This window comes from Pseudoduganella buxea (genome assembly GCF_009720835.1).
GTDB classification, from domain to species: Bacteria; Pseudomonadota; Gammaproteobacteria; order Burkholderiales; family Burkholderiaceae_D; genus Rugamonas; species Rugamonas buxea.
In genome coordinates this window covers 14260-28369 of sequence record NZ_WNKZ01000001.1, presented here as the reverse complement: position 1 = coordinate 28369, position 14110 = coordinate 14260, and the positions used below count along the sequence as shown (strand labels likewise).

General features: G+C 65.7%; 10 protein-coding genes. 5 read left to right on the top strand and 5 right to left on the bottom strand.

The window, feature by feature from the left end; genetic code table 11:
* The first annotated feature begins 29 nt into the window (after positions 1–29).
* A complete protein-coding gene (locus GM672_RS00120; protein ID WP_155468497.1) occupies positions 30–1898 on the top strand; it encodes an acid phosphatase in 1869 nt (622 codons plus the stop codon).
* Positions 1899–1962: 64 nt separating this feature from the next.
* Positions 1963–2493, top strand: a complete 531-nt coding sequence (locus GM672_RS00115) for an ankyrin repeat domain-containing protein (protein ID WP_155468496.1) — start codon at positions 1963–1965, stop codon at positions 2491–2493.
* 3 nt (positions 2494–2496) lie between these two features.
* Here the strand turns inward: GM672_RS00115 and GM672_RS00110 are convergent, their stop codons facing one another.
* From GM672_RS00110 to GM672_RS00100, 3 genes are all read right to left on the bottom strand, one after another.
* Positions 2497–4221: a putative bifunctional diguanylate cyclase/phosphodiesterase gene (locus tag GM672_RS00110; RefSeq protein WP_229417482.1), complete on the bottom strand. Its 1725-nt coding sequence runs from the start codon at positions 4219–4221 to the stop codon at positions 2497–2499.
* Between the two features lie 180 nt (positions 4222–4401).
* On the bottom strand, positions 4402–5166 hold the full coding sequence (locus GM672_RS00105; RefSeq protein ID WP_155468495.1) for a ZIP family metal transporter: 765 nt from the start codon (positions 5164–5166) through the stop codon (positions 4402–4404).
* Positions 5166–6257: an SRPBCC family protein gene (locus GM672_RS00100; RefSeq protein WP_155468494.1), complete on the bottom strand. Its 1092-nt coding sequence runs from the start codon at positions 6255–6257 to the stop codon at positions 5166–5168. Before GM672_RS00100 ends, GM672_RS00105 begins: the two co-directional genes overlap by 1 nt.
* A gap of 87 nt (positions 6258–6344) precedes the next feature.
* On the opposite strand from GM672_RS00100, the gene GM672_RS00095 reads away from it, so the two are divergent.
* The 3 genes from GM672_RS00095 (at position 6345) to GM672_RS00085 (ending at position 7818) form a co-directional block, all read left to right on the top strand.
* Complete coding sequence (locus tag GM672_RS00095; RefSeq protein ID WP_155468493.1) at positions 6345–6959, top strand: TetR/AcrR family transcriptional regulator; 615 nt, start codon at positions 6345–6347, stop codon at positions 6957–6959.
* Between the two features lie 81 nt (positions 6960–7040).
* Positions 7041–7181 carry a hypothetical protein gene (locus tag GM672_RS00090; RefSeq protein ID WP_155468492.1) on the top strand — a complete coding sequence of 47 codons (141 nt, stop codon included), beginning with the start codon at positions 7041–7043 and terminating at the stop codon, positions 7179–7181.
* Between the two features lie 25 nt (positions 7182–7206).
* On the top strand, positions 7207–7818 hold the full coding sequence (locus GM672_RS00085; RefSeq protein ID WP_155468491.1) for a 2-hydroxychromene-2-carboxylate isomerase: 612 nt from the start codon (positions 7207–7209) through the stop codon (positions 7816–7818).
* Positions 7819–7874: 56 nt separating this feature from the next.
* Here the strand turns inward: GM672_RS00085 and GM672_RS00080 are convergent, their stop codons facing one another.
* Both GM672_RS00080 and uvrA read right to left on the bottom strand, forming a co-directional pair.
* On the bottom strand, positions 7875–10943 hold the full coding sequence (locus tag GM672_RS00080; protein ID WP_155468490.1) for an FG-GAP repeat domain-containing protein: 3069 nt from the start codon (positions 10941–10943) through the stop codon (positions 7875–7877).
* 186 nt (positions 10944–11129) lie between these two features.
* Positions 11130–14006, bottom strand: coding sequence for an excinuclease ABC subunit UvrA (gene uvrA, locus GM672_RS00075; RefSeq protein WP_155468489.1), 2877 nt, complete (start codon positions 14004–14006; stop codon positions 11130–11132).
* Positions 14007–14110: the final 104 nt, after the last annotated feature.

Sequence of the window (14110 nt, the reverse complement as noted above, 5' to 3'; positions counted from 1 at the left end):
GCGCTGCAATGTCATTGCCGAAAGTATCCATGTCTGCTGCCTTGTCCCGTTCCGTCCTGTCCTCCGCCGTGCTGTTGCTGCTGTCCGCCTGCGGCGGTGGCGGCGGCGTCGATGTCTCCCCCGTCTCGGGTGCACCCGCCGCGCCGGTCGATCCGGGCTTCGTGGAAAACGTGCCGCTGCCGGCCGCGGCCGCCTTCGTCGACAATGCCGCGTCGAACCAGCAGAGTTTCCTGACGATGGACGTGAACGTGGGCGTGCGCACCCTGGCGGGCTTCCGCGAGCTGTGGAAGCCTGTGACGGAAACGGTGGACGTCAGCACGTGGAGCGGCCTGCCGGACCAGGGTACGGTGCTCAACGATGCCATCCATCGCCAGAATATCCAGTACGTCATCGACGCCACCACCCGCCGCACGGCCGCGCAGGCGACGGCGGCCTACATGGACGACCGCCAGAACCAGGCCTACAGCATCGTCGACGGCCTCGGCCCGTTGACGGCGGCCTGGCGTGCCGGCTCGAAGGCGACGACGACGATCACCGGCGTGCCGGCCGACGCGACGACGGTCAAGTACGACGACGGCGGCAACGGCGCCGGCGACCCGAACACGCCCGAGTTCGGCGCCGTCGTACGCATGATCAATGCGATGCGCAACAACGGCTCGACCGAACCGTCGAAGCGCTACTACAAGTACCCACGGCCGTGGCGCTGGTCGGCCGACGTGCTGGTGGCCCCGGCCCTCGTGCCGGCGAAAAGCCAGACACCGTCGACGGACGGCGGCTTCCCCAGCGGCCACTCGAACGCCGGCTTCATGAACGCGCTGTCGATGGCTTATGCGATGCCCGAGCGCTTCCAGGAAATGCTGGTGCGGGGCACGGAACTGGCCGAGAACCGCGTGCTGTCGGGCATGCATTCGCCGCTGGATGTAATGGGCGGGCGCATCCTGGCCCAGGCCATTTTCGCCGGCAACCTGAACGACCCGGCGAACGCCGCACTGAAGCGGCAGGCCTACGACGACGCCCACAAATGGGTCATGGCCCAGACCGGCACGAACGCGAACACCTTGCATGCCTACGCCCACACGCCATCGACGGCCGACCGCTATGCCGACCGCACCGTCAACCGCGCCAACTACCTGCGCCGCATGACGTACGGCTTCCCGCAGATCAAGGCCGGCAACGTGGCGGCCAGCGTGCCGAAGGGCGCTGAAGCGATCCTGGAAACGCGCCTGCCCTACCTGGATGCGATGCAGCGCCGCGCGGTGTTGCGCAGCACCGCGCTGCCCTCCGGCTACCCCGTGATGGACGACCCGGAAGGGTGGGGACGGCTGAACCTGTTCGCCGCCGCCGACGGCTACGGCGCCTTCACCGGCAACGTGGTGGTGGCGATGGACGCCGCCCGGGGCGGCTTTTACGCCATGGACGCCTGGCGCAACGATATCGGCGGCGGCGGCAAGCTGACCTTGAAGGGCAGCGGCAGGCTGGCGCTGCATGGCAATAACAGCTGGGTCGGCGGCACCCAGGTCGATGGCGGCACACTGGAGGCGGCATCGAACACGGCGCTGGGCGCGGGCGACGTGTACGTGGGCGGCGGCATGCTGGCCAGCGTAGCGCCGGGCCAGCTCGTCATCGGCGGTAACTACGCCCAATTAAACGGCAGCACCTTGGAAATCACGATGAATGGCGCCAATGCGGGCCTCATCGCCGTCCGTGGCACGGCCACCATTGCCGGCGGCACCTTGCGCCTGAAGTTCGGCAACGGCTTCAAGCCGCAGGTGGGCAGCAGCTATGCGGTGCTGTCGGCCGGCGCGCGCCGTGGCGTGTACGGCACCATCGTCGTCGATGGGTACAAGGCCACGCCGGAATACAGCGCCACGGGCCTGACGATCCGTATCGACGGCTGAGATCGTGCGGGCAAGGGCGCCCGATCGGCGTTATGCTGTGCTCCATCATCATAAGGAGTACCGCATGCAAGCGAACGAACCGGGCGCCCCCACGGCCGCCGAAATCGACGAAGCCACCCTCGCCTTCGCGCAGAAGATCGTCCAGTACGCCCGAAGCGGCGAGACGGGCGAACTGGCGCTGCTGCTGGAAAAAGGCCTGCCGCGCAATCTGCGCAACGAGCGGGGCGACAGCCTCCTGATGCTGGCCAGCTACAACGGCCACGCCGACACCACCCGCATGTTGCTCGAACATGGCGCCGACCCCGAGCTGCGCAACGACGCCGGCCAGACGCCGCTGATGGGCGCCGCCTTCAAGGGCGACCTGGCGATTGCCACCCTGCTGCTGGAACACGGTGCCCAGGTCGATGGGGCCGGCGCGGATGGCCGCACGCCGCTGATGTTCGCGGCCATGTTCAACCGTGTCGAGATGGCGCAACTGCTGCTCGCGCGCGGCGCCAACCCGGAAGCCGTCGACGCCAGCGGCAGCACGGCCGCCCAGGCCGCGCAGAAGATGGGCGCGGCCGACACCTACGCGCTGCTGGCCCCGCCGGCCTAGCGCCTAGCCAGGCATTCGACGTCCCGCCGACAGTTGCATGAATTCCGCAAGGGCATGCGATGGAAGTGGGCGGCTGATTAGATAGCCCTGGATGACATCGCACCCGGCGTCCTTCAGCTCTGCGGCCTGGCGCTCGGTCTCGACGCCTTCCGCGACCGTTTTCATGCCCAGGGACCGGGCGAGGCCGACAATGCCCCGGATGACCGCCGATGCCTTCTCTGAAACGACGAGTGCCTGGACAAACGACCTGTCGATCTTCAGTGTGTCGATAGGTAATCGGACCAGGTAGCCGAGACTGGAGTATCCGGAGCCGAAGTCGTCCAGCGATGTGGATATGCCTGCCTGCTTCAACGCGGCAAGAACCGACGTGGCCTTTTCCATATCGCTAATCAGGGAGTCCTCCGTGACTTCGACGTCGAGCATGGCAGGGGAGACGTCATGTGCGCTCGCGATACGGAGTATTTTATCCACAAGTCCCGTCGCCAGCAGTTGTCGAGCCGATAAATTGAAGCCGATCCGCAGATTGCATACGCCCAGGCGCCGCCATGCGCCAATTTGCTCGCAAACTGCATTGATCAGCCAGTCGACGAGGGTTTGTTCGTAGGTCGAGTCGAGTAATACCTCCAGAAATGCGGCCGGCGCGAGCAGACCTCTTTCAGGGTGGCGCCAGCGAAGTAGCGCCTCGGCGCCAACCGGGGCTGCGTCCGCGAGTGCTAATTGGGGCTGAAAATGAAGCTCGAACTGCTTCGCCGCGAACGCCTCGCGAAGATCCATGCGCAAGGCAAGGCGATCACGCATGCCCCGGTCGAGTGCTTCATCGAACATGCGCACCCGGGCCCGGCCAGATGACTTCGCTGCATACATGGCCGTGTCAGCGTGACTCAGCAGCGTCTCGGCTGATTCCGATGCTTCTCTCAGCAGCGCGATGCCAATGCTGGCGGACAGCGACACGACTCTTCCGCCCGCTTCAAATGGCGTGACGAACTCCCTGAGCACCGCGTGCCCTAACGCTTCTGCGGCGCTTTCGGTCGTATTGGACAACAAGAGAACAAACTTATCGCCCCCCACGTGCGCGGCGAAGACAGCAGGTTCGAGCATCGCGAGCAGCCTGTTCGCAAAGTCGCGCAGCAGCCCGTCGCCAACTGCATGACCGCAGGCGTCGTTGACTTCCTTGAAATGGTCCAGGTCGATAAACAGCACCGCCAGGGAAACGCCACGGGTCAAGTCCGCACAAGCAGCCTCGGTGGCCGCGTGTGACAGCACTTCCATGCACTTACGCCGATTGGGCAGGCCGGTCAGGTAGTCGTGATTGGCTTCAAATTCCAGCTGCGCCTCGTGCTGGTGGTCGCATGTGACGTCGCGGAAGAGCACGGTGATGCCCTCGTCGTGGGCAAATGAGCGCACCTCGAACCAGGTCTTGAGCGGTGCGTAATAGTCAGTGTGCCGGCCGGGCTGTCCAGTTGCCGCCGTCTGCCGATAAACGCGGCCGTAGTCGGAGTCTGCCAACTCCGGGAAACACTGCCATATGTCGCGGTCGAGCAGATTTTCCCGCTTCTGCTGCAAGTAGCGTTCAGCCGTATGGTTGAGATAGGTGAAGCGCCACGACCGGTCCATGGACATGAAGCCATCGCTCAGGCTATCAAGCATGTCGCCAAGGTGAGCCGGGGCAGGCTGCCTCGCGCCGGCATCCGCCGGGCGGGGAGAACTGGAGTAACTCTGGTTTTCCATCGTTCAACTTCCGTTCGCATGGGCCCTGCAGGCACCGCTCGTGTGCAAACGGTGGGATCACCCCATTCTAGTCGCATTCGCCTTCGAGAGACGATCGGGCGCCTGGGCGCGGCCGGCACCTACGCGCTGCTGCCCCGCCGGCCTAGGAAAATTCGGGGACAGTCCCCGAATTTTCCGAGCTTAGCCGCCCAGCTTGCTGAGGGCGAAGGCGCACAGGAAGCCGGCGACGGTGATCAGGCCGGCGAAATCGTGGGCTTCCTCGAAGGCTTCGGGAATCATCGTGTCGGCCAGCATGGCCAGGATGGCGCCGGCGGCCACGGCCGTCGTGGCGGCGATCAGTTCCGGCGCCAGCCCACTGAACAGGGTGTAGCCGGCCAGTGCGGCGGCGCCTGATGCCAGCGTGATGCCGCCCCAGATGCCGAAGATGTAGGCCATGCTGCGCCCGGCCTTCTTCATGCCTGCCGCGCTGGACAGGCCCTCCGGGATATTCGACAGGAAGATGGCCGCCACCGTGACGGCGCTGACGGTGCCGCCTTTCAGCATCGACAGGCCGATGACGATCGACTCCGGTATGCCGTCCAGCAGCGCGCCGATGGCGATGGCCGTGCCGCTGTGGGCGTTGTCGGCCTGGGTGGGCTGGTGGCCGCCCGAGCGCTTGCGGTGCTTCGCGCCATGGGCGGTCAGCACGCGGTTGGCCGCCGTGTACACCAGCGCGCCGCCGAGGAAGCCGATGGCGGTGGACTGGAAGCCGCCCTGGGCAAACGCTTCGTCCATCAGCTCGAACGACAGCGCGGAAATGAGCACGCCGCTGCCGAAGGCCATGATGGCGGCGATCAGCCGCTGCGGCACCTTGATCCAGTAGCCCACGGCGGCCCCCAGCAGCAGCGCGGCACCGGCCAGCAGGCCCCAGCCGGCCGCCTGGGCCCACGGCGCAATGGCCGCCATCAACGTGCCTCTGCCGGCGTGCTGGTCTGCATATGCGATGCCACCTTAAATGGTTGTGTAAGGAACGGTTGAGCAGTACAAGTGTACGGTGCGCTTGACGTGGCCGGCGCACAAGCCGCCGCGACCGCCTTTGCCGCTTCCGCGCGCGAGCGCATCAGGCCCAGGATGGCGCGGTGGAAGTCCTGCAGCACCATGCGACCCCACAGGTCGCCATAGAGCTTGAGCTGTGATCTGTTCAGGAAGCGCGTCGTCAACGTCAGCGTGGTGCCCCCGCCGGGCGCGGGCGCCAGATCGTAGCCGCCATCGAGCACGGTGAAATAGGCGCCGCCCAATTCCACATGTTCGTCCAGCGCATCGCGCGGAATGCCGCCGGGCGGAATGTGGAAGCGGTAGTGCATTGCACGGGGCCGCTCCCACGTGGTGATGATCTCCTCGAAATGCACGTTCTTTTCCCAGCGCGACACACGCACGGCCCCGGGGCCGCTGCCCTGCATGTCGGCCTCGATGGGCTTGGGCAAGCCGATCAGGTGAACAAAGGCAAAGCCCAGCTCATCGTGCCGAATCCGGCGCACGTCGGCCAGCTGGTCGAACACGACGCCGGGCGGCGCGTCGATATGCAGGTTCGTCGAGACGACCTGCTCGCTCTGCGCCGGCGGCAGGGAGGCTTCCAGCGGGCCGCACAGCAGCGGCAGCAGGGCAATGGCCGACACCGTCCCCTTGCCGGCTTGCGCGTGGCGGTGCAGCCAACCGGCCAGCATGCCGCCCAGCACGGAGGCCAGCATGAAGACGGGCAGCACCAGCACGATGCAGAGCAGTCCTTCCAGCAGGGAGACGAACATCGTCACGAGAAACAGCAGCATCGCCTTGGCCGCCACGCCGGCATCGCGCCGGGGCGTCGTCGGGCCCACACGCGCCGCCATCAGCACCGCCAGCGCGCCCAGCGAGAACGGCGTGACAATGAGGAAGGCGGTCGAAACGATCTTCCACAGACCGGTGGGGTCCCTGGCGAGGCCGAGACGCAGCGACATGCCATACAGCACGCCGATAACGAGGGGCCAGACGATGCGTGCGGTAGAAGAGGGAGTCGTCATGGGTACGGCAGGCAAAAGCGCCATTGTCGCATCCTGGCAATCAAAAATATGCTTGTTATTTCGCACACCTGTGCTAAAGTTTCACGCATGAACACCTCGGCCAAAAGCGAAGCAACCTACGCCACCATCATGGATGCCGCCATGGACATGGCCGCGCAGGACGGCATCGGCAAGCTGTCCCTGGGCGAGCTGGCCAAGCGCACCGGTATCAGCAAGAGCGGCGTGTTTTCCCGCGTGGGCTCGCTGGAAAGCCTGCAGGGCGCCGTGCTGGACGAATACGACCGCCGCTTCGCCCAGGAGGTCTTCATGCCGGCCCTGCAGCAGCCGGCCGGCCTGCCGCGCCTGGTGCAGCAGGTGCAGCTGTGGCTGAAGAAGGTCACCGAGGAAGGCACGCGCAATTCCTGCCTGTACACGGCGGGTGCCTTCGAATTCGACGACCTGGAAGGGCCGCTGCGCGACCGGGTCGAGCAGGGCGTGTCGCGCTGGCGGGCGTCGATGCGCCGCACCGTGCTGCAGGCCATGGATGCCGGCCACCTGCGCCCGGACACGGACCCCGAACAGCTGGTGTTCGAGATCTACAGCCTGATCATCGGCGTGATGCACGACGTGCGCTTCCTGCGCGACGCGGCGGCACCGAAGCGCATGCAGCGGGCGTTCAACCGGCTGATCTCCACGTATCGCAGTTTCAACGAACTGGAGTAATAGGCAGAAACAACGAGGGGATGGTGCGCCATCCCGTTTTTTGGACCTTGTTTCGCACGGGTGTGCGAAATGGAGCGAGCGATGAACATCCTGATAGGGCTGGCGCTGCCGGCCGCCGCCGGTCTCGGCATATTCGGTATCTATTTCCTGTTGCGTCACCGCGTAGCCGACGTGCTGCGTGCCATTCCGGAGTCGAACGACGACTTCGGCCACTGCTGGTAATACCGCTGTCAACCAAGGAGAGCTCATGAACGCCCCCATCGATTTCTATTTCGATTTCGCTTCGCCGTACGCCTACTTCGCCTCGACGCGCATCGACGCACTGGCGGCCCGCCACGGCCGCACGGTGCGTTGGCATCCCGTGCTGCTGGCCGTCTTCTTCAAGGTGACGGGCGGCCGGCCCGGTCCCACCGTCCCGCTGCTGGGGCCGTACATGGTGCATGACATGGCGCGTACGGCGCGCCTGCACGGCATCCCGTTCCGCATGCCGGAGCTGCCGCCGCAGCTGCTGCTGGCCGCACCGCGCGCGATGCTGTGGCTGCGGCGCGAACATGGCGAGCCGATGGCGGTGGCGTTCGCGCGGCGCTGCCTGGCGGCCCATCACAGCGAAGCCATCGATATCGGCAAGGAAGAAGCGGTGCTGCGCATCGGCGCGGAAGTGGGCGCGGACCCCGACGCGCTGGTGCAGGGCATGCACGGCGAGGCGATCAAGGAAGCGCTGAAAGGGGAGTGCGATGCGGCGCTGGCGAAAGGCGTGTTCGGCGTGCCGTTCGTGCTTGCCGATGGCGAACCGTTCTGGGGCTTCGACCGGTTCGACCAGCTGGAAGGGTGGCTGCGGGCCAGCCGTACGGCGGCCTGACGGCCGGCGTTCGGGGCGGGAAGCCGTGCTTGCCGCGCGGCTTCCCGAACTGGTGCTCAATCCCGCGGCAAGCGGATGCAGCGCGGGGCCGTGCAGCGCAGTACCAGCAGGCGTGCATCGGCCACGTCGATGAAGCCGTCGTGGTTCATTTCCAGCGGATCGTACGGGCGTATCGCCGGCTGCCGCGGCCCCGTCAGATACGCCATGTCGCGCAGGTCGGTATTGCCGTCGCCATTCAAGTCGAAACGCAGGAAGCCCGGTGCCGGACGGGCATACGGCGCCGAGAAGCCCGTATTGACCAGCATGGTGCCGGGCGCCTGGGTCAGCAGGTCGTAACGGCCATTGCCGCGCCCGCGGTACACCCGGAGCCAGGCCGGCGGCAGCACGTCGTCGACGGGCCCTTCGAGGGCGGGACTTGCCACCACGTCCAGTACGCCGTCGCCGGTCAGGTCGACCAGCTGGAACTTGCCGCCGCCCGCTTCGTCGCTGCCCCCTTCGGTCGCCGGCGCGGTATCGAACGCCGCCTGCGCTTCCTCGTAGAAAGTGCCATCGCCGAAGCCGATGTAAACGTAGACCTGTCCCGGGTCGCCGTCGTCATCCATGCCGACCAGCGCATCGGTGGTGCCGTTATTGTTGACATCGCCCATGCTGATGAACGTGGCCGGATGCGGCGTGGTGAATACGAGCGAGGGCGCAGCGAAGGTGCCGTCCCCACCGCCCATCAATGCATACACGCGCGATCGCACGTCGCCGCCGCTGGACTGTTCGCTGACGAGCATATCGGGCTTGCCGTCTCCGTTCAGGTCGCCCAAGGTGGCACTCATGGCCAGCGTCCAGCCGGTGGAAAGCGATGAAAAGTCGAAGGTGTCCTGCGTGACGGTGAAGTTGCCAGCGCCGTCGTTCAGCCAGGCATTGCCGCCGGCGATCCAGTAGAGGTTTTCGCCGAAGTCGCGGTTGACCCCTTCCAGCAGATCGACGTCGCCATCGTCGTCCAGGTCGACGGGAATCAGGCCCAGGCCGTAGTCGGGCGCGAGGTCGGGGCGCCCCCTGGCGAACTGGTAGTTCACTTTCGGATCGTCCGCCAGGGCACCGATACGGACCGGTTCGGCAAAGGTTAGCGGCCCCGTCCTGCGATACAGGTACACCTCGCCGTTCGGCTCATTGGCCGCGGCGACGAAATCGAGCTGCCCGTCGCCATCGAAATCGGCTACCGCGGTTTCGGCCAGCACGGCGCCGGCGGGCGATTCGCCTACCGCGACGGGCGCGGCAAGCCGGGTGCCGTCGAGCGTGAAATAGGCGTCCAGCGTCGGTTGCCCCTTGGCCGCCAGCATGAAGCGTGGCCAGGGCGGGTCCAGCGGCTGCACCGGCGCCGTAAAGCCGGTATTGACGAGTATTTCCGGCGCGATCACCTGCGCCGGCCCGAAGCGGCCGTCGCCCAGGCCCTGGTAGTACTCGAGCCTTGCCCTGGCAAGGGTGTCGGCGACGGGGCCGGCCAGCGCCGGGGCGGCGACGATGTCGAGCACGCCGTCGCCATTGACATCGTAGAGCTGGAACCTGCCGCTGCCGGGCATGTCGTTGCCGCTTTCCACCTGGCTCGTGTCAACGATGTCGACAGGCGTGGGATCGAGGCTGCCGTCCCGGGAACGCAGCAAGCCGTAGATCTGGCCGGGATCGCCATCGTCGTCCATGCCTTCCAGGATATCCGCGCCGCCGTCGTCGATATTGCCGACGCTGAGGAAGGTGGCGGCGTGGGGCAAGCCCAGCAGGCGGACCGGCGCACCGAACGTTCCCGACGCACTGCCACGTAGTACGTACAGATCCGAGGTTCTTTCACCATCCCCTTCGCTGACGAGCAGGTCCGGATAGCGGTCGCCATCGAGGTGGGCAAGCGTCGTGCTGATACCGAGGGCGTAGCCGAAGGACGGAAATTCGAAAGCACCCGCTTTTCGGGTGAAGGTGCCGCTGCCGTCGTTGAGCCATACATTGCCGTGGCCAATCCCGGGGGTGGCGCTGCCGAGGTTGTCATTGACGGTCTCGACGATATCGATGTCGTCATCGGCGTCCACGTCCCCTGCCATCAGGCCCATGCCGTAGTCCGGCGCCAGTTCCGGACGGCGGCGCCGGATCTGATACGCCGCTTTCTCGTCATACTCCAGGCTGCCGATCAGGATCGGCTGGGTAAAGCTGTGGGCACCCGTCCTGCGGAAGAGGTAGAGCCGGGCAGGATTCTCGTTGCTGGCGGCCACGAAATCGAGCGTGCCGTCGCCATCGAAATCGGCGATCGCCATTTCGGCGAGCCTGGCGCCATTGGGCGTGCCGCCGACGGCGACGCGGTCATATGCACCGTCGCCGCGAATGAAATAGGCGTCCAGCGTCGGCGTGTTCGTGGCCACCAGCAGGAAAGGCTGGTGGGTGCCGGGCCGCACCGGCTGGGCCCCGGCCGTTCCCGCCACAGTCAACAGCACGACGGCCCACAGTGCCGGCAGGCGCCGGCGTACCGGCGTCCCGGCGCCAGGCCGGCGGCCGCACAACATTGCCAGCAAACCCATCCCGACCAGCATGGCCGTGCCCGGCTCCGGGATGCCGACCTGGGCGGGGATCAGGGCGGCCACCGGCAGTATTTCGCCGTAGCCATCCGCCAGCAGGGCATAGGAGAAGTCGACGGTGGTCGTGCCGGGACCGGCGTGAATCCAATCGAAGGTCAGGGTGGCCAGCTGGAACATGTCGGACTGCAGATCCACCAGGTAAGGGCCGGGTTGGCAAAAATAGCAGTCGTCGGGGGACGCTTCCAGCAGCGAGACGACGACCATGCGCACGCTGGCGGGGTCGTCGCCAGGCACACCGACGGTGATCTGCTCGATCCTTTCGGACGGCGCGCCCAGGGCAGGACCGAAGCGCACCGATGCCAGCCGCAGGAAATCGTCGTCGTAATTCAGTTCGACATCGAAGGCGCCCACCGTGTCGGCAGGAAAATCGAGATCGCGAATCCACAGGCCCATGACGACCGGCGCGCCCGGTTGCGCTGTCTGCCGCTCCGGTTGCAGGTAAAGAATCGGCGATGCCTGCGCATGTACACACAGAAAGGTGACGATCAGCAGCAGCGATCGCCATAACAGTGTTTTCATTCGAACCTCCTCGTTCCGCGATGACCGGAGTGGCCATCATGGAACCGGTTCTGCAATAACCGTACCGAGGAGCTTGAAGGGGCTGGAACCAGCCGGGCGGGGACATCGACGCGGGCCGGCGCGGCCCATGTAAGCGATGCCGACATTCCCATGCCGGCATCGATTGGCCTGCTGCCGTGAGGGGTCTTACGCGGCGGCCTGCTTCTTCTTCGAAGGCGGCGCCAGCAGCGGCACCAGGTACTTGCCGGTGACGCTTTCCGGGTTCTTCGCCACGTCCTCCGGCGTGCCGGTGGCGATGATGCGGCCGCCGCCGGCGCCCCCTTCGGGACCCAGGTCGACCAGCCAGTCGGCCGTCTTGATGACGTCCAGGTTGTGCTCGATGATGACGAGCGTGTTGCCCTGGTCGCGCAGGCGGTGGATCACCTTCAGCAGCAGGTCGATATCGTGGAAGTGCAGGCCGGTGGTGGGCTCATCCAGGATATACAGGGTGCGGCCCGTGTCGCGCTTGGACAGTTCCAGCGACAGCTTGACGCGCTGCGCTTCGCCGCCGGACAGGGTAGTGGCGCTCTGGCCCAGCTTGATGTAGCCCAGGCCCACGTCCAGCAAGGTCTGCAGCTTGCGCGCAATCGTCGGCACGGGCTTGAAGAACTCGTGGGCGTCTTCCACCGTCATGTTCAGCACTTCCGTGATGCTCTTGCCCTTGTAGTGCACTTCCAGGGTTTCGCGGTTGTAGCGCTTGCCGTGGCAGACGTCGCACGGCACGTACACGTCCGGCAGGAAGTGCATTTCCACCTTCAGTACGCCGTCGCCCTGGCAGGCTTCGCAGCGGCCGCCCTTGACGTTGAACGAGAAGCGTCCGGCGCTGTAGCCCCGTTCCTTCGCCGTCGGCACCGTCGAGAACAGGTCGCGGATGGGCGTGAACACGCCCGTGTAGGTGGCCGGGTTCGAGCGCGGCGTGCGCCCGATCGGCGCCTGGTCGACGGCGATGACCTTGTCGAAGTGTTCCAGGCCGCTGATGGCGTCGTGCGGCGCCGGTTCCGTCTGCGAGCCGTACAGGTGGCGCGACAGGGCAGGGTACAAGGTGTCGTTGACCAGGGTCGACTTGCCGGAACCGGAAACGCCCGTCACGCACGTCAGCAGGCCGACGGGCACCGTCAGGGTCTGGTTCTTCAGGTTGTTGCCGGTGGCGCCCGTGATCACCAGCTGGCGGTTCGGGTCGGCCTGGTGGCGCTTCTTCGGCACCTCGATCTTCAAGGAGCCGTTCAGGTACTGGGCCGTCAGCGATTCCTTGTTCTTCAGGATGTCCTTCAGCGAACCGGCCGCGATGACGTCGCCGCCGTGCACGCCGGCGCCCTTGCCCATGTCGACGATGTAGTCGGCGGTGCGGATCGCGTCTTCATCGTGCTCCACCACCAGCACGCTGTTGCCGATGTCGCGCAGGTGTTTCAAGGTGTCGATCAGGCGGTCGTTGTCGCGCTGGTGCAGGCCGATCGACGGCTCGTCCAGCACGTACATGACGCCCGTCAGGCCGGAACCGATCTGCGAGGCCAGGCGGATACGCTGCGCCTCGCCACCGGAAAGCGTGTCGGCGGAGCGGTCCAGCGACAGGTAATCGAGGCCGACGTTGTTCAGGAAGGTCAGGCGCGACACGATTTCCTTGACGATGCGGTCGGCGATGTCGCGCTTGGCGCCCTTCAGTTTCAGCTGCTCGAAGAAGGACAGCGTATCGCGCAGGGGCTTCTCGGCGATCTCGTAGATGGCCTTTTCCTGCTTGCCCGTGCCGACCTTGACGTGGCGCGCTTCCACGCGCAGGCGCGCGCCTGCGCAGGTGGGGCACTTCTTCTCGTTGATGAACTTCGCCAGCTCTTCCTTCACCGCCATCGAGTCGGTTTCCCGGTAGCGCCGCGCCAGGTTGTTCACGACGCCTTCGAAGGTGTGCTCCTTGACGATGGTGCGACCGCGCTCGTTGACATAGGTGAACGGCACGCTGTTCTTGCCCGAGCCGTGCAGCACCACGTTCTGCGCCGAGGCCGACAGCTGGTCGAACGGCTTGTCCAGGTCGAACTCGTAATGGCTCGCCAGGCTGGACAGCATCTGGTAGTAGAACTGGTTGCGCCGGTCCCAGCCCTTCACGGCACCGGAGGCCAGCGACAGGTTGGGGAAGGCGACGATGCGCTTCGGATCGAAGAACTCGATATGGCCCAGGCCATCGCATTCGGGGCAGGCGCCCATCGGGTTGTTGAACGAGAACAGCCGCGGCTCCAGCTCCTGCAGCGAATAGCCGCAGGACGTGCAGGCGAACTTGTTCGAGTACACGTGCTCGACACCGGTGTCCATCTCATAGGCCACGGCGCGGCCGTCGGCCAGCCGCAGCGCCGTCTCGAAGCTTTCGGCCAGGCGCTGCTTCAGGTCGGGAGTGACCTTGATGCGGTCGATGACGACGTCGATCGTGTGCTTTTCCGTCTTCTTCAGCTTCGGCAGGTCGTCCACTTCGTAGATCCTGGCGTCGTGCGTGCCGCTCTGCACGCGAAAGCGCACGAAGCCCTGGGCCTGCATGCCTTCGAACAGGTCGACGTGCTCGCCCTTGCGGTTGGCCACGACGGGCGCCATGATCATCAGCTTGGTGCCTTCGGGCATGGCCAGCACGGCATCGACCATCTGCGACACGGACTGCGCCGACAGCGCATGGTCCGGGTGGTTGATGCAATACGGCGTGCCGACGCGGGCATACAGCAGGCGCAGGTAATCGTGGATTTCGGTGACGGTGCCGACGGTCGAGCGGGGATTGTGCGACGTTGCCTTCTGCTCGATCGAAATGGCCGGGGACAGACCTTCGATCAGGTCCACATCCGGCTTTTCCATCAGCTGCAGGAACTGGCGCGCGTAAGCCGACAGCGACTCGACATAGCGGCGCTGGCCTTCCGCGTACAGCGTGTCGAACGCCAGCGAGGACTTGCCCGAGCCGGACAGGCCCGTGATGACGATGAGCTTGTTGCGCGGCAGATCGAGATTGATGTTCTTCAGATTATGCGTACGCGCGCCGCGGATGCGGATTTCTTCCATGTATGTGTGCCTTGAGTAATCCTGAGGGTCAGCCAGAAAACCAGCAATGCCACGATGGCGGGGCCGGCCGGACTGCAACTATAGCGGGGTTCGGACAACGATGC

Coding starts and splice junctions, on each gene's coding strand:
- GM672_RS00120 (WP_155468497.1), top strand. CDS start 30: ATGTCTGCTGCCTTGTCCCGTTCCGTCCTGTCCTCCGCCGTGCTGTTG.
- GM672_RS00115 (WP_155468496.1), top strand. CDS start 1,963: ATGCAAGCGAACGAACCGGGCGCCCCCACGGCCGCCGAAATCGACGAA.
- GM672_RS00110 (WP_229417482.1), bottom strand. CDS start 4,221: ATGGAAAACCAGAGTTACTCCAGTTCTCCCCGCCCGGCGGATGCCGGC.
- GM672_RS00105 (WP_155468495.1), bottom strand. CDS start 5,166: ATGGCGGCCATTGCGCCGTGGGCCCAGGCGGCCGGCTGGGGCCTGCTG.
- GM672_RS00100 (WP_155468494.1), bottom strand. CDS start 6,257: ATGACGACTCCCTCTTCTACCGCACGCATCGTCTGGCCCCTCGTTATC.
- GM672_RS00095 (WP_155468493.1), top strand. CDS start 6,345: ATGAACACCTCGGCCAAAAGCGAAGCAACCTACGCCACCATCATGGAT.
- GM672_RS00090 (WP_155468492.1), top strand. CDS start 7,041: ATGAACATCCTGATAGGGCTGGCGCTGCCGGCCGCCGCCGGTCTCGGC.
- GM672_RS00085 (WP_155468491.1), top strand. CDS start 7,207: ATGAACGCCCCCATCGATTTCTATTTCGATTTCGCTTCGCCGTACGCC.
- GM672_RS00080 (WP_155468490.1), bottom strand. CDS start 10,943: ATGAAAACACTGTTATGGCGATCGCTGCTGCTGATCGTCACCTTTCTG.
- uvrA (WP_155468489.1), bottom strand. CDS start 14,006: ATGGAAGAAATCCGCATCCGCGGCGCGCGTACGCATAATCTGAAGAAC.